Annotated in this window: 16 protein-coding genes and 1 pseudogene; 12 read left to right on the top strand and 5 right to left on the bottom strand. The window is 67.6% G+C overall.

Annotation, left to right across the window (positions count from 1 at the left end; translation table 11 throughout):
* Positions 1 to 155: 155 nt before the first annotated feature.
* Complete coding sequence (locus ACR80S_RS01050; protein WP_435400602.1) at positions 156 to 1,013, top strand: sirohydrochlorin chelatase; 858 nt, start codon at positions 156 to 158, stop codon at positions 1,011 to 1,013.
* Here ACR80S_RS01050 and ACR80S_RS01045 read toward each other — a convergent pair.
* Positions 1,010 to 2,032, bottom strand: a complete 1,023-nt coding sequence (locus ACR80S_RS01045) for a C45 family autoproteolytic acyltransferase/hydolase (RefSeq protein WP_435402321.1) — start codon at positions 2,030 to 2,032, stop codon at positions 1,010 to 1,012. The two genes, ACR80S_RS01050 and ACR80S_RS01045, sit on opposite strands and share 4 nt — an antisense overlap.
* A gap of 284 nt (positions 2,033 to 2,316) precedes the next feature.
* Here ACR80S_RS01045 and ACR80S_RS01040 point away from each other — a divergent pair, with 284 nt between their 5' ends.
* The 4 genes and pseudogenes from ACR80S_RS01040 (at position 2,317) to ACR80S_RS01025 (ending at position 3,612) form a co-directional block, all read left to right on the top strand.
* Positions 2,317 to 2,523 (top strand): cold-shock protein, encoded by a 207-nt coding sequence (locus tag ACR80S_RS01040; RefSeq protein ID WP_290783945.1) that lies wholly within the window; start codon positions 2,317 to 2,319, stop codon positions 2,521 to 2,523.
* 212 nt (positions 2,524 to 2,735) lie between these two features.
* Positions 2,736 to 2,947: pseudogene (locus ACR80S_RS01035) on the top strand (DUF3820 family protein).
* Positions 2,948 to 3,001: 54 nt separating this feature from the next.
* Entirely contained in the window at positions 3,002 to 3,415 is a 414-nt protein-coding gene (arfB, locus tag ACR80S_RS01030; RefSeq protein WP_435400605.1) for an alternative ribosome rescue aminoacyl-tRNA hydrolase ArfB, read from the top strand.
* Positions 3,412 to 3,612, top strand: coding sequence for a DUF1289 domain-containing protein (locus tag ACR80S_RS01025; RefSeq protein ID WP_435400606.1), 201 nt, complete (start codon positions 3,412 to 3,414; stop codon positions 3,610 to 3,612). Before arfB ends, ACR80S_RS01025 begins: the two co-directional genes overlap by 4 nt.
* Here the strand turns inward: ACR80S_RS01025 and ACR80S_RS01020 are convergent.
* Positions 3,603 to 4,934, bottom strand: coding sequence for an acyltransferase family protein (locus ACR80S_RS01020; protein ID WP_435402320.1), 1,332 nt, complete (start codon positions 4,932 to 4,934; stop codon positions 3,603 to 3,605). The genes ACR80S_RS01025 and ACR80S_RS01020 overlap by 10 nt on opposite strands.
* Before the next feature lie 317 nt (positions 4,935 to 5,251).
* Here ACR80S_RS01020 and ACR80S_RS01015 point away from each other — a divergent pair, with 317 nt between their 5' ends.
* Positions 5,252 to 6,415 (top strand): MFS transporter, encoded by a 1,164-nt coding sequence (locus ACR80S_RS01015; protein WP_435402319.1) that lies wholly within the window; start codon positions 5,252 to 5,254, stop codon positions 6,413 to 6,415.
* Here the strand turns inward: ACR80S_RS01015 and ACR80S_RS01010 are convergent.
* Positions 6,412 to 7,380 carry a magnesium transporter CorA family protein gene (locus ACR80S_RS01010; RefSeq protein WP_435402318.1) on the bottom strand — a complete coding sequence of 323 codons (969 nt, stop codon included), beginning with the start codon at positions 7,378 to 7,380 and terminating at the stop codon, positions 6,412 to 6,414. The two genes, ACR80S_RS01015 and ACR80S_RS01010, sit on opposite strands and share 4 nt — an antisense overlap.
* 278 nt (positions 7,381 to 7,658) lie before the next feature.
* Here ACR80S_RS01010 and ACR80S_RS01005 point away from each other — a divergent pair, with 278 nt between their 5' ends.
* Complete coding sequence (locus ACR80S_RS01005) at positions 7,659 to 8,555, top strand: universal stress protein (RefSeq protein ID WP_435400610.1); 897 nt, start codon at positions 7,659 to 7,661, stop codon at positions 8,553 to 8,555.
* 23 nt (positions 8,556 to 8,578) lie between these two features.
* Here the strand turns inward: ACR80S_RS01005 and ACR80S_RS01000 are convergent, their stop codons facing one another.
* Positions 8,579 to 10,273, bottom strand: a complete 1,695-nt coding sequence (locus ACR80S_RS01000) for a formate--tetrahydrofolate ligase (RefSeq protein ID WP_435402317.1) — start codon at positions 10,271 to 10,273, stop codon at positions 8,579 to 8,581.
* 45 nt (positions 10,274 to 10,318) lie between these two features.
* Entirely contained in the window at positions 10,319 to 11,026 is a 708-nt protein-coding gene (locus ACR80S_RS00995) for a DUF3581 family protein (protein ID WP_435402316.1), read from the bottom strand.
* Positions 11,027 to 11,230: 204 nt separating this feature from the next.
* On the opposite strand from ACR80S_RS00995, the gene ACR80S_RS00990 reads away from it, so the two are divergent.
* The 5 genes from ACR80S_RS00990 (at position 11,231) to ACR80S_RS00970 (ending at position 21,080) form a co-directional block, all read left to right on the top strand.
* Complete coding sequence (locus ACR80S_RS00990) at positions 11,231 to 14,596, top strand: hypothetical protein (protein ID WP_435402315.1); 3,366 nt, start codon at positions 11,231 to 11,233, stop codon at positions 14,594 to 14,596.
* A gap of 190 nt (positions 14,597 to 14,786) precedes the next feature.
* A complete protein-coding gene (gene nhaD / locus ACR80S_RS00985) occupies positions 14,787 to 16,271 on the top strand; it encodes a sodium:proton antiporter NhaD (protein ID WP_435400614.1) in 1,485 nt (494 codons plus the stop codon).
* Between the two features lie 369 nt (positions 16,272 to 16,640).
* A complete protein-coding gene (locus ACR80S_RS00980; protein ID WP_435402562.1) occupies positions 16,641 to 17,042 on the top strand; it encodes a hypothetical protein in 402 nt (133 codons plus the stop codon).
* Positions 17,011 to 18,228: a hypothetical protein gene (locus ACR80S_RS00975; RefSeq protein WP_435402314.1), complete on the top strand. Its 1,218-nt coding sequence runs from the start codon at positions 17,011 to 17,013 to the stop codon at positions 18,226 to 18,228. The genes ACR80S_RS00980 and ACR80S_RS00975 overlap by 32 nt, the downstream gene beginning before the upstream one ends.
* Positions 18,229 to 18,245: 17 nt before the next feature.
* Positions 18,246 to 21,080, top strand: a complete 2,835-nt coding sequence (locus ACR80S_RS00970) for a bifunctional diguanylate cyclase/phosphodiesterase (RefSeq protein ID WP_435402313.1) — start codon at positions 18,246 to 18,248, stop codon at positions 21,078 to 21,080.

The following is a 21,080-nucleotide window of genomic DNA, read 5'->3' as shown; positions in this document are numbered from 1 at the left end:
TCTATCACATCGGCAGGCCTTGCGCAGCCACCGGTGGCGCCGGCCTTTTCAGCGGCGACGGCGCTGGGTAGTGTGACGCCATCCGGCGAGATACCGGGCGCATAGGCCGCCGGGTTCGCTTCCCGCCGGCGTTACCCCATCCTTCGAGGCCCCGAATGAAACGCATCCTGCTCGTCGATAACGGCTCTCTGCGTGCCCAGGCCACGCTCAACCTGCGCCGCCTGGCCGAGGAACTGGCCCGGGTGAGCGGAGAACCCGTGGAGGCCGTCTCGCTGCTGCACTCCCACAAGATTCCCGCCGAGCGGCTGGGGGGAGACAAGGCCGTGACGCTGGGCCCGCTGGCCGAGCGGCTGGCGGCCGAGGGCGTGACCGAGCTGATCATCCTGCCCTTCTTCTTCGGCCCCAGCCAGGCCCTCACCCACTACCTGCCCGAGCGCCTCGGCGAGGTGCAGGCCAGCCATCCCGACCTCGGCGTGAAGGTGGCGCTGCCCCTGGTCGACACCCTCCACGGCCTGGACCCGCGTTTGGCCAGGCTCCTGGCCGACAACGTGCGCAAGGCCATCGCCGGGATGCAGCGACCCACGGTGGTACTGGTCGACCATGGCAGCCCGATCCCCGAGGTCAGCGCGGTACGCAACTATCTGGCGGGCCAACTGGCCGCACTGCTGGAGGAAGAGGCCGGCTGCGTCACCTTCGCCTCCATGGAGCGCCGCGAGGGGGACGAATACCGCTTCAACGAACCGCTACTGGCCGACCTGCTGGCTTCACCGGCGCTGGCCGGGCGCGAGGTGGTGCTGGCGATGCTGTTCCTTTCCCCCGGCCGCCACGCCGGCGAGGGCGGCGACATTGCCGAGATCTGCGAGGCAGCCATGGCGCAGTCACCGGGGCTACGGGTGGTCACCACGCAGTTGGTAGGCGAGCACAACGGCATCCTGGAGATCCTCGCGACCCGCCTGGCCCAGGGGCTCGCCGGCGAGCCCCTGCTGCTGACACTGCCGGCCGGCGGCGGCTAATAAAGGCCAATCCCCTCACGGCTGCCAGCCTCGCCAGGCACCACTACCTGCCAGGCCACGTCCTCCGAGGGGAGGCGAAAAAGCGCGGTGGCCAGGGTGTTCTCCTCGTCGGGGTCGTCCGGTGCACGGCGGTAGATGGGCAGCCCCGGCCCGCTGGTGTCGCGCAGCAGGGTCAAGGGGTCGCGCTCACCGGCGGCGATCAGCGCCTCGCCGCGGCGCTGGCGATCCGCCGAGGAGGCGGTGATCGCCTGGGGCAGGTCGAGATGCAGGCAGTGGTTGGCATGCAGGGTGGGCGCCGCCAGCGCCCGGCAGGAGAAACCGCCGCCGCCCACTTCAACACTCAGCACCTCACTATCGCCGGCCTGGGCCAGGGCGTAGTGAAAGCCGCCGCCGGCCGGGGCGGTCTCGAGGAGCACCAGCGCCGCGGCAAGATCGGGCTCGGCCAGCAGGGCGCGGCTGAGCACCATGCGCGGCAGCTCGGGCGTGATGCCCACCAGGCGCAGGTTGTTGAGGGTGGCCACCAGCCCCGCCGCGGTAAGGCTGAAGGTGTGGCCGGGCAGCGAGCCGGGGTAGCAGAAGGTGAGAAACGCCGGCTGCCCTGCGGGGCGAAGACGCGCCAGGAAGCAGCTGCCATCGAGGCACGGCAGGCCGTCCTCGTTATGGGCGATCAGCGGGGCCTCGCCGGGCAGCACCAGCGTGGTACAGCCGTCCGGCACGCTGGCCAGCAGGTCCCCGCGGCAGTTCCAGGCGGCCACCGCTTCGAGCGGCAGCTCGAGCCCCTGGGCGAGCCCCTCGAGCTCCTCGGCCACCCAGGGAAAGTGCTCGGCGGTGGCGGCCTGCAGGCGGCGTACCAGGGGAAGGTGGCGGGCAGCGGTCACCTCCCGCCACAGCGGCGTGCCCATCAGCCGCTCGCGCACGGCTCGCTTGCCCTGTCGCCCCAGCGCCAGGCCGAGCTCGTGGTGGCTGCCGCCGGCCTCTAGCCAGCCCAGCCGGTGTGAGGTCTCCTCCGGGGTTACCATGTTGGTGATCTGTCCCTATCGGTTGAATCGATACGCTTTTTATCTCTCAAAGGTTAAACAGCCGGCCATTGATACGCACCGGCAATAAAAAAAATAAAAGGGGAAAGGCTTTGACCCAGGCAAGAATACATGACAATGTGGCGTCAGTTGGTTGGCAAGCAGCATGTTTTCAGAAGCATCGAATTCTTTCGGCAGCCTGATATTGTCTCCCTTGTTCTACCCGCTAACACATCTGGGTAACACCAGGAATATCGAAAGGCGCTAAGCGCGAAAGGATTTTTATTATGACGACCGGCACAGTCAAGTGGTTTAACGATTCCAAGGGTTTTGGTTTTATTTCTCCGTCTGACGGCAGCGATGATGTATTTGCTCATTTCTCCGAAATTCAGTCAGAAGGCTTCAAGTCCCTGCAAGAAGGTCAGAGCGTCTCCTTTGACGTGACCCAGGGCAAGAAAGGCCTTCAGGCGTCAAACATCAAAGCAATCTCCTGACCCTAACGGTCATGTGATTTCTCGAACCCCCGGGGTTCGAATACAGGGCCCGCTTAGGCGGGCCCTGTTGCGTTGCCTGCCTTCCCTGGCAGATCGAGCATTCCCCTGGACCTGGAATCGCCCTGGCCCTGGAACCGCCCTGGACCAAGAGTAGTCCCCCAGCGCCGGTGAGACGCATGGCGAGGGTGGGGAAATGGCATGGAGATAGGCGAGTGAATCCCGAGGACCTGACGACACTGGTCACGCTGCGCATGCCCTACGGCAAGTATGCCGGCCGGGTCATCGCCGACCTGCCCGGGCCCTACCTGGCCTGGTTCGCCCGGGAAGGCTTCCCGGCAGGCTCGGCGCGCTGCTGGCGCTGATGCATGAGATCGACCACAACGGGCTGGGCGAACTGCTCGAGCCGCTGCGCTCCCCGCGCTGACCGCAACCCCTTACCCCTTACCCCTTGCCCCTTGCCAAAACCAGCAGGAGCCCCATGCTGCGCATCTCAAACACCGTGGAACTCGGCGACTGGGAGATCGAGCTCAACCCGATCCGCGCCCAGGGCGCCGGCGGCCAGAACGTCAACAAGGTGGCCTCGGCCATCCATCTGCGTTTCGACATCAACCGCTCCAGCCTGCCGACCTTCTACAAGGAACGGCTGCTGGCGCTGGGCGACCAGCGCATCACCCAGGAGGGCGTGGTGATCATCAAGGCCCAGCGCTTCCGCACCCAGGAGCAGAACCGCGAGGACGCCCTCGCGCGGCTGCGCGAGCTGATCCGCGAGGCGGTGAAACAGCGCCGGGCGCGCAAGCCCACCAAGCCGACCCGCTCCGCCAGGCGCAAGCGAGTCGACGCCAAGACCCGCAAGGGCAAGACCAAGGCGCTGCGCGGGAAGGTGACGGAATGAGCCAGCACGAAACGTTCCAGCCGACGCGCCCCGAGTCCCCGTGCATCAAGGTGTGCCGGCCGGTGGGCGACACCTGCCTGGGCTGCCACCGCAATCTGGACGAGATCGCCCGCTGGTCGCGGATGGACGCGGCCCAGCGCGAGGCCGTCTGGCAGCGGCTGGAGCGCGAGGGCAAGGTCGAACCGACTCAGGCCTGATCGACCGCGAGACGCGGCTGCGGGTGAGCCCGCAACAGCCGGGAGGCCGCCGCCACGCCGAGCAGACCGATGAGCGCCCCGGGCACCGCCCCCAGCGCCATGCTGACCAGGATGCCGGCGAACAGTGCCACCCCGCCGGCGAGGATCGCCCGGGTGCCAGTGGCCGAGACGATATCCCGCCGGCGGCGCACCTCGAAGGCCACCACCGCCGCCATCACCGGGGTGACCATCAGCACGCAGAGCAGGATCCACACCAGCCGCCCCCACCAGAAGCCCACCTCGCCGGGCATGCCCGCGTCGAAGGGCGCGCCCAGCCGCTCACCGAGCCAGGCGGCGGGCAGCTCGGCGAACTTGTGCCACAGGTAGAGCGGCATGCCCAGCGCACCGAGGATCGTCACCACGCGGCTGACCGGACGCCTGGCCAACAGCCGCCGGGCCGGTGACTCGAAGGCGAGCACCGAGCCGACCTGCAGCCACATCACCCCCATCAGCGCCAGGGTCGGCGGCAACAGGTTGCTGCGTCCCCCCACCTCGCCGTCCACCATGGCCAGCGGGTAGCCGGAACTGACTGTGGCCCCCAGCCACACCAGGCCCAGCGCGATCAGCACGAGTCCGGTGCCGGTCCCGGAGAAACGCCCCTGGCGCCAGGCGAGGCCCAACTGCTGCGGCAGCAGCCACACCACCAGCAGGTTGAGCCAGCCGAGCAAGGTGGCGTGGTCGGTGACATGCTCGCCCAGCCGCAGCAGGTCCCCCGGCGAGCCGGGTCCCGCCCGCAGCAGGTCGACCAGCGCGGCGATGGCCACCAGCCCCGCCACGGCGCCGAGCCCCCAGCGGCGGTCCGCCCGTACACAGAGCGGCAGTAGCGCCTGCACGCCCAGCAGCATCAGCAGGAACCACAGATGGATGGTCAGCGAGTGGTTGAGCGGCTCGAGGAAGCGCCCGCCGGTCACGCGCGAGAAGAGCGCCACCGCGCCCAGCACCGCCAGGTAGGTCACCGTGGGCCGCGCCAGGGCCAGCGCCCGGCTGGCCCACCAGTGCAGCTGCCGGTGGCCGTCCGAGAGTCGGCGGCGCACCCCGTCGGCGCTCACTGCCGCCGAGACGAAGACGAACAGCGGCACCACCTGCACGACCCAGGTCAACACCCCGGCGCCTTCCCACACCACCAGGAGATGGTCGGTTTCTACCATCAGCCCCTCGTCGAGGCGCGGCAGGGTCGCGAGCCAGTGGCCGAAGACCACCACCAGCAGCGCCATGGCGCGCAGCGCATCGGGGTAGCGGTCCCTGGGTGCCGGCTCGGGACGAGTCTCACGCGGTTGCGACATGCCTCCTCCTGACGCTATCGGCGGGCAGGCCCCGTGGGGCGTGTTCTGGATCACCTGCAATGCCCGGCCTATCGACTAGCCTAATTTAAAAACACCGTTTCCGAACACTGCTTTCTTCAGGGTGGTCGCGGCATGTCCATGCTGACAGGGAGCCCCGGGCAGAGCCAGGCCCCTCTCGGCCGCCAAGGCGCCGGATACCCGCCCAGGCGGGCACGCGGTGCTGGCCACTGCCGACGGCCGGGAAGCATAGCGGGAAGGAGTCGCCGGGCGAGCAAAGATGGCACAATCGCGCCCTTGCTGCCTGCCAAGGAGAGGAGATGCCGGCCTCGACGCCGTACGCCCGCCGGGTCACCCACCGCTATTTCCTGGTCATGCTGGCCGTGGGCATGAGCGGCGGCCTGCTGGGGCCGGCGCTGCCCCACCTGGCAGCGATGACCGGTTCGACCATGGGCCAGCTCTCGGTGCTGTTCACCGCCCGGGCGCTGGGCAACATGCTCGGCTCGCTGCTCTCGGGCCGGCTGGTGGATCGTTTCCCGGGCCACCGGGTAATAGCCGCCATGCTGCTGCTGATGGCGGTGGGCCTCGTCGCGGTGCCATTCAGCCAGGGGCTCGCGGTGCTGACAGCGGTGGTCTTCCTGCTGGGCCTGACCGAGATCTCGGTCAATGCCGGTTCCAACACCCTGCTGCTGTGGACCCACGGCAAGGAGTCGCCGCCTTGGATCAGCGGCCTGCACTTCTGCTTCGGGCTGGGCGGCACCCTGGTGCCGCTGGTGCTGGTCGCGGTGCTGGCGCTGACCGGCCACTTCGCCTGGGCCTTCTGGGCGGTGGCCCTCTACGCGCTGCTGCTGATCTGGCCGCTGGTTCGACTGGCGAGTCCCTGCCCCCCGGCTGTCCGGGAGGAAGACGCCCCAATGCCCCCCGCCGATGCCTGGCGGCTGGGACTGTTCCTGTTCATGTTCAGCCTTTACGTGGGCATGGAGATCACCTTCGCCGGCTGGGTCACCGCCTACGCCACCCTGGACGGCATGCCCAGCAAGGAGGCCGCGCTGCTGGCCACCCTGTTCTGGCTGGCGCTCTCGGCGGGACGCCTGCTGGCGATCCCGCTGCTGCGCCGCTTCTCGCCCTGGTGGGTGCTGCGCGGCTGCTTGGCCCTGGGGCTGGCCAGTGGCCTGGCGCTGCAGCTGGGCTGGCTGCCGCTGGCCGTCGTCTCGCTGCTGTTCGGGCTGGCGGCCTCGGCGATCTTTCCCACCCTGTTCGGCCTCAGCAACCAGCTGATGACCATTAGCGGACGCACCACCGGCCTGATCTTCCTGGCCGCCGGGGTCGGGGCCATGGTGGTGCCCTCGCTGGCCGGCCTGCTGCTGGAACGGGCCGGCACCGGCGCCTTCCCGCTGCTGCTGCTAACACTGATGGGTCTGCTGACCCTGGCGCTTTTCGCCCTGCGGGCCCGAGTCAGGCGCACCGAGGACTGTGGGGGCTAGAACCAGCCCTTGCGCCGGAACAGCCAGACCAGCCCCACGCCGATGCTCATCATCAGCCCCAGCACCATGAAATAGCCATAGCGATGCTCGAGCTCGGGCATGTGCACGAAGTTCATGCCATAGATGCCGGCGATGAAGGTCAGGGGCACGAAGATGGCGGTGATCACCGTGAGGATGCGCATGGTGATATTGAGCTGATGGGAGGAGAGCGAGATGTGGCCGTCCACCAGATCGCCGCAGATGTCGTAGTACATCTGAGTCAGGGTAAGCAGCCGGTCGAAGCGCTCGTGGACGTCGTTGATGGCGTGCAGCGTCTCGCTCACATTGCGCGGCAGGTGGGAATAGTCGTAGGCGGTAAGCTCCTGGGTGATGCCCACGTGGTAGTTGAACACCCGGCGCATCTTCACCAACCGCGACCGGTAGCCGATGACCTGGCGCATCAGGGCATCGCTGCCGTTCTCAAGCAGCGCGTCCTCGAGATCGCTGAGCGCATTCTCGAACTCCAGCAGACTGTCCAGATAGTAACCGGCGGAGTGGTACATGACCTTGAGCGCGACATGCTCCGGGGAGCGGTGCAGCAGGCCGGCTCCCTCTTGGGCGAGCAGGCGGTCGATGCTCAGCGCCAGGGCCGGATGCAGGGTGATCAGGAAGCGTTCACCGAGAAACATCGCCATCTGCTGAGGCCTGTAGTTGAGGTCGGCGTCGAAGGAGGAGATGCCGCGGTAGAGGATCAGGGTGTGCCCCTCGAACTCCTCGATCTTGGGCGGATGACGCTCGCGATGGGCGTCGTCGATGGCCATGGGATGGCAGTCGAAGGCCTCGAGCATCTCTCGCTCCCGGGCCAGGGATTCCCCCTGCACGTCGATCCACAGGTGGCTGTCCGGCGACTCTTGCCAGCGGGCGATCAACTCCTCGCCCCCGGCCACGGCCTGGCCCTCGGCGTCTACCATCAGCGTGCGTATCATGCTCCGATCATCCTTGCGTGGCAGGCTTGCGGCTCTCGCGCCTCCAGACAGGCACTCTACGGTATGCCGGCGGGAGCTGCCCACCGTCGCCGCCAACGACATCACTACCGATACCGCTACCGAGGAGCCACCCTGGACGACTCTTCCCAGGACGGTATCGCCGAGGTGATGCAAGGCAGGCGCCCCGGGGGGAGGCGACGCCGGCCGGCGCAGGCTGCTAATCTAGTCACAGCCTCGCCCCGCAGGGGCAACGACAGTCATCAAGGGAGAGTGAGTCGATGAGTGAGAGAGTCTCTCGGATCATCGTCCCGGTGGACGGTTCACCCACGGCCGCCGCCGCGGCCCGCCACGCCAGCCTGCTGGCCAGGCTGCTGGACGCCCCGCTACAGTTCCTGCATGTGATGCCGCTCAACGCGGCGGAGCTGTGCGATATTCCCGCCAATCGCCAGGCCGAGGCCGACCATGACCGGGCGGTGCGCCTCGAGATCGCCGAGGCGGCCTTCGCCAAGGCCCGCGAGGCGATCGACCCTGAGCTGACGCCGGCCCCGAGCGAGGTGGTGCTGGAGGACAGCACCTTCATCCGCCACCCGGAGCGGGCCATCATCGCCCATGTCCGCCTCCACCCCGACTGTCTGCTGGTGTTAGGCGCCCGCCACCTGAGCGAGGTGGGCAAGTTCGTGCAGGGAAGCGTCAGCAACGAGGTAGTACACCGCGCCCGCTGTCCGGTGACCATCGTCCACGACGACGCCAGCCTGAGGGAAGCCTCGGGCATCGGTCGAGTGTTGCTGCCGGTGGATGGCTCGGCCCACGCGAACCTGGCGGCGGGGCTGGCCGGCGATCTTGCGCGCAGTGCCGAGGTACCGGTGGAACTCGTGTTCTGCCAGCCCGGCGGCCAGGCCAGAAAGCTCGAGGAGGGCGAGGAGAGCCAGGCCAAGCGGGTCTTTCGCCTCGGCCGAGAGGCCCTGGGCGAGATCCCGAAGGGCGTGGAGGAGGTGCTGCTCCACGAGGAGCGCTTCGCCGAGGCGATCGTCTCCCACGCTCGTTACCACCTGGCCGAGCGGCCGATGATCGTCATGGGCCGGCGCGGGCTGGGCAAGTGGCGGGAGTCGCTGCTCGGCAGCGTCAGTCATCGGGTCATCGACCTGGCGCCTTGCCCGGTCACCGTGGTGGTCTGACCTGCCTCCCTCCCGACCTCGCCTCAGGCGAGGCCGGTGATGTTGCCTGCTTCATCCAGGCCCATGCCCAGCGCCGCCGGCTCCCGCGGCAGCCCGGGCAGGGTCATCAGCCTGCCGCACACCGCCACCACGAAGCCGGCGCCTGCGGAGAGCCGCAGCTCGCGGACCCGCAGCCGGTGCCCCTTGACCAGGCCACCGTCGGCAGGGTCGTCCGAAAAGCTGTACTGGGTGCGGGCGATGCACACCGGTAGTTCCCCATAGCCGGCGCGCTTGAGGCGCTGCAGCGTCTCCTGGGCCTCGGGGGAGAGCTCGACGCCGCTGGCGCCGTAGAGGCGAGTGGCTATCGTCTCCAGTGCCTCTTCCACGGGGGTGCCGTCGGCATACAGAAGCGCCATCTCGGCGCTGCCCGCCGCCAGCCGTTGCTGCACCAGGCGCGCCAGCGCCAGGGCACCCTCCCCGCCCCGCGTCCAGTGGTCGCAGATCGCCATGGCCACGCCAAGCTCGGCGCAGCAGTCCGCCAGCCGCTCCCGCTCGGCCTCGCTGTCGCCGGGGAAGGCGTTGAGGGCCACCACCGGCTCCAGGCCGAAGGCGCGGGCCACCGCCACCTGGCGAACCAGGTTGTCGAGGCCATCGGTGAGCGCCGCGAGGTCAGGGTGAGGCATGGCCTCGCGGCTCGCCCCGCCGTGGAAGCGCAGGGCGCGCATTGTCACCACGATCACCGCGGCATCCGGGAAGACGCCGGACTGGCGGGACTTGATATCGATGAACTTCTCCAGACCCTGATCGGCACCGAAGCCGGCCTCGGTGACGACCACCTCGGCAAGCGAGAGGGCCGCCCGGGTGGCCACCAGCGAACTGCAGCCGTGAGCGATGTTGGCGAAGGGGCCGCCGTGAATCAGCACCGGGGTGTGCTCCAGTGTCTGCACCAGGTTGGGTGCCAGGGCGTCACGCAGCAGCACGGCCATGGCACCGACCGCGCCCAGATCCGCCGCGGTCACCGGGGTGTCGTCGCGCCGCCAGGCCACCACGATGCGGCCCAGGCGGCGCTTGATGTCGGCCAGGTCTTCGGCCAGACAGAGGATCGCCATGATCTCGGAGGCGGCGGTGATCTCGAAGCTGCTCTCGCCCAGGCCGGTGCGGACCCGACGCAGGCTGCGGTCGTTGAGATCGAGCACCCGGGGCCACACCACCCGTGCGGGGTCGATCCCCAGGGCGTTGCCCCAGTAGAGGTGGTTGTCGAGCAGGGCGGCCAGCAGGTTATGGGCCGATGTCACGGCGTGGAAGTCGCCGTTGAAGTGCAGGTTGATGGCCTCCATGGGCACCACCTGGGCGCGCCCGCCGCCGGCGGCGCCGCCCTTCATGCCGAACACCGGCCCCAGCGAGGGCTCACGCAGGCAGGCCAGAGCAGAGACTCCGAGTCGGGAGAGGGCATCCACCAGCCCCACGCAGGCGGTGGTCTTGCCCTCGCCGGCGGGGGTGGGGGTAATGGCGGAAACCAGCACCAGACGCCCGCGGGGGCGATCCTTCAAGCGCTGAAGCAGCGAGCGGGAGAGCTTGGCACGGTGGTGACCGAAGGGAATCAGCTCCTCGGCAGCGAGGCCCAGGCGGGCCTCGGCCAGTGCCAGGATCGGCTCGAGCCTCGCCCGGCGGGCGATCTCGATATCCGCAGCGGGCACGTGCCCGGTGATGCCCTCGCTGTCATCCAACTTTCGGGACATGGGATCTCCTCCGGGCCGGTCCTGCCGGCAGCGTTTGCCGGAGCGTCAGGCCTCGTAGGCGGCCTTGAGGCGATAGAATTCAGTGACGATCTCGTCCATGGCGGTCGTGTCGTAGTCGCACAGGCCGCTCACCACCAGCTTCTTGGAGCCGGTGCCAACCGAGGCGCCGCCGGACTGGATGCGAAACTCCAGCAGGCACTCACCGCGGTTGCCGTTCACCTCCAGGGAGGAGTGGTCCAGCGCCAGCTGCGGCACCAGGCCCTCGAGCCGGTCGAGGGAAAACCCCATGCTGTCGTAGATCACCAGTGGGCGGCGAGGATTGAACATCACCCCCTTCTCCTCCATCAACGGCTTGAGGTAGTGGGGGAAGTTCTTGCCGGAGAAGGCCACGTAGCAGCGGGTGAAGGCCTCCACAACCGCCTCGTCGCGGGTCGTCTTGCCGCTGCGCGCCACCTCGAGGTAGCACTTTCCGTTCTCGTCGATGACGCGAATCAGCCCATCCTCACGCTCCTGAAAGCACAGCGGCGTGCCGCCACCCACCATGCTCAGGAAACGAAAATCCATGCGCTGGGAGAGCCCGAAGCGGGCCAGCACCAGGGCGAACAGCAGGTCGCCCGGCACGCAGAAGCGACGCGCATCCGGGTTGTGGATGGGGTTGTAGTCGCCGGCGACTCCCTTGGCGAAACGACTGGCCTGCTCGGCGGAGATGCAGACGCACTCTCCCGCCGGCGAATGAAATTCATCGAGAAACATGCGTGCTGTGCCTGCCCTGCGTCGTTGGCGATCCAGATCCTGCCGGCGGATGCCGGAGCGCAGATGATGCCATAAAACCCTCGTCAACGAAGCCTCGTTAGGCGCTACCATGGGCCAATGGGCAGACGAAGCGAGGGCAAGATGCAGGAAGCGAGGGCGCCAAGGCACAGGCGGTGGCGGTGGCTGGGCTGGACGGCAGGCCTCGTGGCGCTGGCCCTGGCCGGTGCGGCCCTGGCCCTGCCGACACTGCTCGACAGCGCCTGGCTGCAGGCCAGGCTCTCCAGTCAGGAGGGGCTGTCGGTCCGCTGGGAGGGCTCGCGGCCCGGCTGGAACAGCCTGGCGGTGGAGTCACTGGTCATCGAGCGCGAGGATGATTCGCTGCCGCTGGCACTCGAGGTAGACACCGCTCGCCTGGAACTCACCCTCTCCGCCCTGCTGAGCCAACGTCTGGCCATCCGCGAACTTGCGGCAAGCGGCCTGCGCCGCCTGGACATCGACGGCCACCGGCTGAGCGGCGAGGGCCGACTGACCCTCTCGGGCCTCGACCTCGCCCGGGACGAACTGGGCGTGGGGCGACTCACCCTGGCGCTGGAGCAGGCCACCCTGACCCGCGGCAGTCAGCGGCTGGCCGAGGACATTAGCCTGACCGCCGACCTGAGCGCGGCCCCCTTCGATCCCGCCGCCTATCCCGGCCAGGCGGCCCTGCGCTTTCTCTCCGGCGAGCTTGCCCTGGCGGCCCGCGCCGACGCCTGGGATCTCTTCAACCCCTACCTGGCGGAGCTGGGCTGGCTGGGCCTGGCCGGACGCGGCAGCCTCGTGGGCGAGCTGAGCATTGCCCAGGGCGTGCTGACCCCGGGCAGCCGCCTGGACCTCGACTCCCCCGACCTCGGCGTCACCCTGGACGAGGCCGCCCTGCTGGCTGGCAGCGGCCGCGAGAACGACACCGCCCCGGCCTGGGTGGTGCCCGGCGAGACCTACCGCCTGCGGGGTGCCGGCCGCGTAACGGCAAGCGTCAGCGAGGAAGGCACGGCGCCTGACGAAGCGCGCGGCCGGCTGACGGTGACCCTGGCGAACCTCGCCATGCACCAGGGCGCGGATCCGGCGCCGCTGCTGACGGGTCAGCGCTTCGATCTCACCGCGCCACTGCCGATAGACCTCGCCGTCGCGCCGGCACCGCCCGATCACGCCGACCTGAGTTGGCAGGCGGCCACGCTGCCCGATGTTCGTGCCCTGGCGCGCTTCCTGCCCGAGCACACCCCGCTGACGCTCGAGGGGGGAAGCGCTTCCCTGGACGGCCAACTGGCCTACCGCGATGGAGCGCTAACTGGCGCCTTCACCCTGGCCGGCGAACGGATCGCCCTGACCCTCCAGGAGCAGCCACTGCGCGGCGACCTTCATCTTGACCTGGCACTGGCCCTGCTGGACCCCGAAGCCCGCCGCCTGGATCTCTCCGGTACCCGCCTGCGGCTCGACGTCACCGGCGACGAGAGCGCCGACGCCCTGGCCCTGGATCTTACCCTGGAGGCCGCCCGGCTGACCTCCCGGGTGCCGCTGGACACGCTGCGAGACCACCCGCGGCCGCCTCTGGACGGCGAACTGGCCCTCTCCGGTCGCCTGGACCGACTGGGGTTTCTCGACCCCTTCCTGTCGGGGCTATTCGAGGGGCGCGGCATCAGCCTGAGCGGGGGCGGCGAGCTGAGCGCCCTGGCGCGCCTGGTAGATGGCCGGATCGGCGCCGGCAGCCGCCTGGACGTGACCAGCGATGCGCTCGGGGTGAGCCTGCCCCATGTGCGCGCCGAGGGCAGCGGCAGCTTCGCCGCCGAGTGGCACGATGATGACGCCCTGCCGCTGCGGCTGGCGGCCCGCCTGGAGAAGGCCGGGGTGACCCGCCTCCGCGACGGTGCGCGCCTTTTGGAGGGCGCCCGCCTGACCCTTGAGGCCGAGGGCCATCCGCCGGAGGCGGGCGAGACGCCGCTGCCCCAGCGCGCGACGCTCGCCTGGGAGGACGCCAGCCTGGCGAACGTGGCCGTGCTGGCGCCCTACCTGCCCGAGGGCGCCCCCTTCGCGCTGAATGGCGGCCGGGCCAGCAGCCGAGGCCGGCTGGCGCTCGAGGGTGAACGCGTCCGCGGTGATGTGTGGCTCGCGGGTCGCCAGATCAGCGGCCAGCTGCTCGGCGAGGCGGTCTCGGGTGAGATGACCCTGGACCTGAGGCTGGGGGAGGCCGCCCTGGACGGCAGCGCGCTCGACCTTTCCGGCACTCGCCTGACCCTCTCCGCGGCGCCCGGCAACGCCGACGACGACCAGCGCCTGGGCAGCGTGCTGGTGGCCAGGCAGGCGCGCTTCACCCGTATGAATGAGCCCACCGCGCGCCAGGGACGTCTGGTGCTGGAAGGCATGGTCGACCGCCTGGGGTTCCTGGACGCCTTCCTGCCCCGGGAGCATGGCCTGGCCCTGCGCGGCCGCGGGCGTTTCGAGGCCGACCTGCACCTGCGGGGCAAGCAGTGGCTGGCGCCGAGTCACCTGCGGGTGGATGCCGACGACCTCTCGGTGGGCTTTCTCGACTACCGGGCGGTGGGACGAGGCGAGCTCGACGCACGCCTCGAAGGCGAGGCGGCCAGCCCAGGTGCCCGGCTCAGGCTCTCGCTGCCACGCTTCTCAGTGCGCCGCGAGGCGGAGGGGGAGCGCACCTGGCTGGCCGGGCGCCATCTTACCCTGGAGACCTCCACGCCTTTCTTCTTCGTGGACCCCGAGCAGATCGATATCGAGACCTTTACCACCCGAGTGGCACTGCCCATCGTCGAGGTGCCCGACCTGGCCGTCTACAATATCTACCTTCCGGAGAATGCCGGCGTCGAACTGCTGGGCGGACGTGCCAGCCTGGAGGCGATGCTGGAACTGGAGGGCCTGGGCGCCCGCGGTGACCTGGTACTTCAGGCCTTCGACACTGAGCTGCGCCTGGCCAACCAGCGGCTGACGGGGGACCTGCGCCTGGAGGCACGCCTGCGCGAAGGCGACCTGGACGGCCGACGATTCGATGCCTCCGGCTCGCTGCTGCGCCTGGACAACATCACCCGCCGGGATGCCGACGGCCAGGGCGAAGCCGGCTGGTGGGCCCGCCTGGTGCTGGAGGAGGGCCGGCTGACCTGGGCGGAGCCGCTGGAGATGAGCGCCCGCCTGGGGCTGACAATGCGCGACAGCGGCCTGCTGACGCGGCTGTTCCTCGCCGGCGCCAGGGAGCGCGACTGGCTGGGGCGGCTGCTGACCGTACGCGATATCCACGGCGAGGCGCAGCTGACCATGGCGACCGACGGCATCCGCCTGGACGAGGCCCGGCTGACGGGCGGCCCGCTGGCGCTGCTGGCCGATCTCGTCTTTCACGAGGAGCGCCTGGACGGCCAGCTCTACGCCAGACTGGGGCGACTAGCCGTCGGGGTGGCGCTTCAGGATGGCGAGCGAACGCTGCGCTTCTGGCAGCCGCGACGCTGGTTCGAGGGCACGGACCGAGGGGAGGAAAGTACCCTGGAGGAAACGACACCGGAGGCGTTCCAGGAGGCCCTGACTCCACGCTGATCCAACGCCCTTGGGGTCGTATTGGCTGCTGCATGAACCAGGGTCTCGATGCAGGTCATTAGCATGCAAAAAAAGCATGCGAAACGCCGTCATGACGGGGCCCGCCGCCGTATTGCACTGCATCATCACATGCTAGAATCAGCGCGCTTTCTCCCCCTCCCCGCAACCCCCTCCTCGGGACACTGCAACCATGCCGACAATCGACAGAATCACCCCACGGCCCCGGCGTCCCGCCCGGTGGTCGAGTTTTCTCGTGCTCGCCATTCTCACTCTGGTGTTCAGCCCCGCCGCCCATGCGGTAACCGGCACACTGGACATGACCGGTTCCCTGGTCGGCGTGCTAGCTGTGAGTATCTTCGTCCTCGCCTATGCCCTCGTTATGGGCGAGGAGAAGCTGCACATGCGCAAGTCCAAGCCGGTGCTGGTCGCCGCCGGCATCATCTGGGCGTTGATCGGCTGGGTCTACGTGCAGTCGGGTATGCCGAACGAGGCCGAACACGCCTTCCGGGAGACTCTGCTCGAGTTCACCGAGCTGATGCTCTTCCTGCTGGTGGCGATGACCTACATCAACGCCATGGAGGAGCGGCGAGTGTTCGACGCACTGCGCTCCTGGATGGTGCGCAAGGGGTTCAGCTACCGGCAGCTGTTCTGGATCACCGGCGTGCTGGCCTTCCTGATCTCGCCCATCGCCGACAACCTGACCACCGCCCTGTTGATGTGCGCCGTGGTGACCAAGGTCGCCGAAGGTGACAAGCGCTTCATCAACCTCTGCTGCATCAATATCGTGGTGGCTGCAAACGCCGGCGGCGCCTTCAGTCCCTTCGGTGACATCACCACCCTGATGGTATGGCAGGCGGGCATGGTGAAGTTTTACGAATTCTTCGAGCTGCTGGTGCCCTCGCTGGTCAACTTCCTGATCCCCGCCGTGGTCATGAGCGCCTTCATCAAGAACCGCCAGCCCGACAGCGTCCAGGAAGATGTCTGGTTGAAGCGCGGAGCGCGGCGGATCATCGCACTCTTCCTGCTCACTGTGGCCACCGCCGTGGCTTGCCACACCCTGCTGAACCTGCCGCCGGTGCTGGGCATGATGACCGGTCTTGGCTACCTGCAGTTCTTCGGCTACTACCTGCGCCGCACCCTGCCGAAATCCCTGGAGAAGAAGCGCACCCGCTATAGCCAGCGCGGCGACGACAAGAAGCTTGCCCAGTTGGGCAGCGTGGTGCCCTTCGATGTCTTCAACCGTGTGGCCCGCGCCGAGTGGGACACCCTGCTGTTCTTCTACGGCGTAGTGATGTGCGTCGGCGGGCTCGGCTTCATGGGCTACTTGGGGCTGCTCTCGGATGCGCTCTACACCGGCTTGGGCGCCACCTGGGCCAATATCGCCCTCGGGGTGATCTCGGCGGTGGTGGACAACATCCCGGTAATGTTCGCCGTGCTGACCATGCAGCCCGAGATGTCCCACGGGCACTGGTTACTGATCACCCTGACCGCCGGCGTCGGCGGCAGCCTGCTCTCCATCGGCTCCGCCGCCGGCGTGGCGCTCATGGGCCAGGCCCGCGGCAACTACACCTTCATGGGCCACCTGCGCTGGGCGCCGGTCATCGCCATCGGCTACGCCGCCAGCGTGGCCACCCACCTTTGGCTCAACGCCCACAGCTTTACCGTCTTCAACTGATTTACCGACTTGACCTGAGCCCTTGTCCCGGCGGCAATCGCCGCCGGGCGTTTCCCCGCGTTGAGACAGCTGCTTTACATTGCCTTCCAATGATGTAGCTTATCCATAGATGGCCGCATTAGAACCGTCACCAGGCTAGGTGGTGGTTGCCATAAAGATAACCACACGGCCACATAGTACGTAGGAGTGAAGGCCCGAGCCCGGAGCCCCGCACAAGACGGGGACCGCGGTTGAAGCGAATCATCAAAAGGGAACTGACACGCCGATGCTGTTCTCCATCCCGTCGCCCCCAGAGGTGGCACTACATCGCCTGTCCAGACGCCAAGAGGCCTGCCGGTGGCATGGCTGAGGCATGGTCTGCTGGCGGCCATGCTGGCGCTGTCCTGGCCATCCGTGGCGGTTGCCGACGAGAGTCCGGTGCTGCTGGTGGCACACCCCGATGTCAGAACTGTCCGCTTGACCCGTGACAACACCCGCGCCATCTTCGCCATGCGCCAGCGCACCTGGCCGGACGGCCAGGCGGTGAGAGTGCATGTGCTGAACAATGACGACCCTGTCCACGGGCGCTTCGTCAAGGAGCGCCTGGCCGTCTATCCGCACCAGCTTCAGCTGGCTTGGGACCGCATGGTGTTCTCCGGCACCGGCCAGGCCCCCACGCGAGTTTTCTCCCAGGCCGAAATGCGCGAGCGTATCGCCAGCACCCCCGGCGCCCTGGGCTATCTGGAAAGGGAGTACCTGGATGATCGTGTCCAAGTCGTTTCAATGGAGTGAGCACCGCGCCGGCCTGGCGCTGGCCGCCCTGCTGCTGGGCGGCGCCACCCCGGCTGCAGCGGACAGCAGCATGCTGGATACCCTGCAGATGCACGGCTTTCTCAGCCAGGCGCTGGTGATCACCGATCGCAATGATTTCTTCGGGCCCAGCAGCAGCGACGGCGGAAGCCTGAAATACACCGAGATCGGCGCCAACGCCTCGATCCGCCCCCATCAAGACGTGCTGATCGCCGCTCAGGTGCTCAGCCGGCGGGCCGGCGGGGATGGCAGCGACGCTAATCCGGTCCTGGACTACGGGTTGGTGGACTACCAGATGGTCTCCAACCAGCAGCGTACCTTTGGCGTTCAATTGGGCCGCAGCAAGTACCCCTTCGGTTTCTACAACCAGACCCGGGACGTGGCCTTTACCCGCCCCAGCATATTGCTGCCTCAGTCCATCTACTTTGACAGGACAAGGACACTGGGATTATCGGGCGATGGCATTTCACTCTATCTCGAGGAGCGGTTTGGTCAGGGCTCCTTGAGAGCCCAGATTGGATTAGGTCAGGCACAGGCCGGTGACGATCTGCGTCGAACCCTGAGGCTGGATACGGTTCCGGGCAGTCTTGACCCCAAGAGCTCTGCCATCGCCCAGTTGCGGTACGAGCATGATGGAGGGCGGATAGTCGCTGCCATCGGCGCAGCTGATGCCAACGCACGTTTCAATTCGTCGGTGCCTGGACTAAGCGACGGAGACTTCTATTTCAAGCCCTGGGTCCTGTCGTTCCAGTACAACGCCGAGCAGTGGAGCCTGACTTCCGAGTACGCCTGGCGCAACTCCGGCCTGGAAAACTTCAACAACCCGGCCTTCAATTTCGACGTTACCGGCGAGAGCTGGTACTTGCAGTATACGCGGCGCTTCCATGAGAACTGGCAGTGGCTGATACGCTATGACAGCCTGATCAGTAACCGCGACGACCGCTCGGGGAGCGCCTACGCGGCGAGCGGTGCTGGACCTGCCTATAGCCAGTTTGCGAAAGACTACACCCTGGGCCTGCAGTGGACCGTCAATCCGCGGGTCCTGCTCGCCGCCGAGTACCACCATGTGGATGGTACCGGTTGGCTTCCCATTCAGGACAATCCGGACCCGGCCGAGACCCGCCGCCGCTGGAACATGCTGTTGTTCCAGCTATCGCTGCGCTTCTGACCCGCCCGAGGCTGCCCATGCGCTCCCCCTACCGCAGGCCCTGCCGCCTGAGCCTCACCTGGCGAGTCATCGCCCTGAGCAGTCTGCTGCTGGTGCTGCTGGTGGCGCTGTTCGCCTGGCTGGTCCATGCCAACCTGACCCGTCAGTTCGAAACGAGCCGCGCCGAGCACGGCGAGCGCCAGGTACGCGAAATCCGCCTGGCCCTGGAGCGCTCCGAGGAGGGACTGCGCCAGCTGGCCTCCATGGTGGCCTCGAGCCAGGGGCTGGGTGATGCCCTCCAGACCGGCCAGCCGGACCTGCTGGTCGACTCGCTGGAGACCCAGTGGCCCACGCTGCAACTCGAGGCCGGGCTCGACGAAATCCTCGTCTTCGACGTCGCCGGCAATCAGCTGGCCGCCTGGGGCGAGGGACAATTACATAATGAGCGACCCCTCCGGGAGTGGGTGCAGCGGGTTCTGGGCGACGAGATGCCACACACAGCCCTTCGCTGCTCCAGCGACTGCCGGCAATATGCGACCGTCCCGGTGCTGGTCGAGGGAGAGAGCGTCGGCGCGGTGATCCTGTCTCGCTCCCTGGCCGATGTCACCCGCCAGGCCCAACAGGTCTCCGAAAGCGATGTGGCGCTGCTGGTGGTGGACAGCCCAACCACCCCGGAGCTGCCCGAAGAACGGGCAGTTCCCGCGTGGAGGGGTCAGTTTATCGCCATAACACGCCGAGAGGTGTACCTGCCGATCCTCAGCAGTGCCGCTACCCAGGTCACGGTGGACGAACTGGAGCGCCAGCCGTTACGCCTGGAGCATGGGGGCAGGAACATCGAACTCAGCGCAATGCGCATGAACGAGGATGAAGACCGCCGTAGCATTGGCTACTTCCTGCTCGCCTCGGACATTACCCCCCAGATCAAGGCCATCTCACGTGACATTCGGGTGTTGGTCACTGTGGGCCTCACCGGCTGGCTGGTGGCGGAACTACTGCTGCTGGCGATCCTGCTCAGCCCCATGGCACGCCTGCGGCGGATCGCCAGCGCGCTGCCTGCCCTGGCTCAAGGAGGCTTCGCCGAGGCCAGGTCCTCCATCCCGCGTCCCCGACGCATCCTCGCCGACGAGATCGACGTGCTGCAGGGCACGACCCTGGCACTTGCCGACCAGCTCGAGACCCTGGAAGGGGAGGTCTCGGTCCGGGGCGAGCAGTTGGCCGAACGAGTCGAGGAGCTGGCCAGGGAGCGCGACTTCATCGGCAGCCTACTGGACACAGCCAGGGTCTTTATCGTGACCCAGGATGGTAGTGGCCGCATCGGACTGGTCAACGACTATGCCCTGACGGTCATGGGCACCGGAGAGGAGGCGCTGGTCAATCGCCTGTTCGAGGATGTCTTCTCTCCGGGGCACCCCGGTAAATCGTCCAGTGGTCGGCCACCCGCCTCTCCTAACCAGGAGGAGCGCCCGCTGGTCACCGCCGATGGCCAGCAGCACACCATCGCCTGGTACCATGCCCCGCTCCCCGGCGGGAACGGCGCGACACTCGGGAGGATATCGGTCGGCCTGGACATCACCGAGCGCAAGGCCGCCGAGGCGCGGCTGACCTGGCTGGCCGAGCGTGACCCCCTGACCGGACTCTTCAACCGCCGCTACTTCCAGGAGGCCCTCAGCGGAGCGCTTCAGCATGGGCTGAGCGGGGCCATGCTGCTGATGGATCTGGACCAGTTCAAAGATGTCAACGAACTCAGCGGCCACCAGGCGGGCGACCGACTGTTGCGCCTTGTGGCGAACGTGCTCGGCGAGGAACTCGGTCATCGCGGCATTCTCGCCCGACTCGGTGGCGACGAGTTCGCCCTGCTGCTCCAAGAGGCAGACGCCGAACTTGCCGTCCGCATCGCCCAGCAAATCAACCAGATCCTCGAGGGCACCCGGTTCATGGCCGAGGAAAGGCGCCACCGGGTATCGGCCAGCACCGGCATCGCCCTCTTCCCGGAGCATGCCACCAATCCCATCGACCTGATGGCCAGCGCCGACATGGCCATGTACAAGGCCAAGGCCTCCGGCACCCAGCGATGGCACCTGCTTGCCACGGCACAGGGCGCGCGCGAAGAGCTTCAGCAGCGGGTCTACTGGGAGGAGCGGGTCCACCGCGCCCTGGAGGAGGATGCCTTCGAGCTGATGGTGCAGCCCATCGTGCGCCTCGAGGATCGCGACGTGCGCCACTACGAGGTGCTGCTGCGCTTGCGCGACGAACAAGGCGGCCTGATCTCGCCAGCGGTATTCATACCGGTAGCCGAGCGCAGCGGGCAGATCATCGCCGTGGATCGATGGGTCCTTCGCCACAGCCTGCGTGCCTTGAGTCGTGTGCAGGAGCAGGGGGTTAGCCTGGCGGTAAACCTGTCCGGGCAGTCCCTGCATGACGGCCGGCTCAAGCAATATCTCACCGAACAGCTCGCCGCCAGCGGCGCCGACCCCGAGCGCCTGATCCTGGAGATTACCGAAACTGCTGCGGTGACCGACTTCTCCACGGCCCGAGGCGTGCTGCAGGCCCTGCGCGACCTCGGTTGCCGCACGGCCCTGGACGACTTCGGGGTCGGCTTCAGCAGCTTCCACTACCTGGGCCAGCTGCCGGTGGACTACATCAAGATCGATGGCAGTTTTATCCGCAATCTGTCGGTCAGCGCCGACAGTCGAGTGATCGTCAAGGCAATCGCTGATATCGCCGCCGGGTTCGGTAAGCAGGCCATTGCCGAGTTTGTTAACCAAGAGGCCTTAGTGCCAATACTGAAATCCTATGGTATTACTTTTGGTCAGGGTTTCCACTTGGGAAAACCAATACCTCTCGAAAATGCATTCGGCAAGGAAATAAATTGA

The organism is Halomonas salsilacus (assembly GCF_051216275.1).
GTDB lineage: Bacteria > Pseudomonadota > Gammaproteobacteria > Pseudomonadales > Halomonadaceae > Halomonas.
The sequence above is the reverse complement of the archived record's forward strand: the minus strand, read 5'-3'. Positions and strand labels throughout refer to the sequence as shown.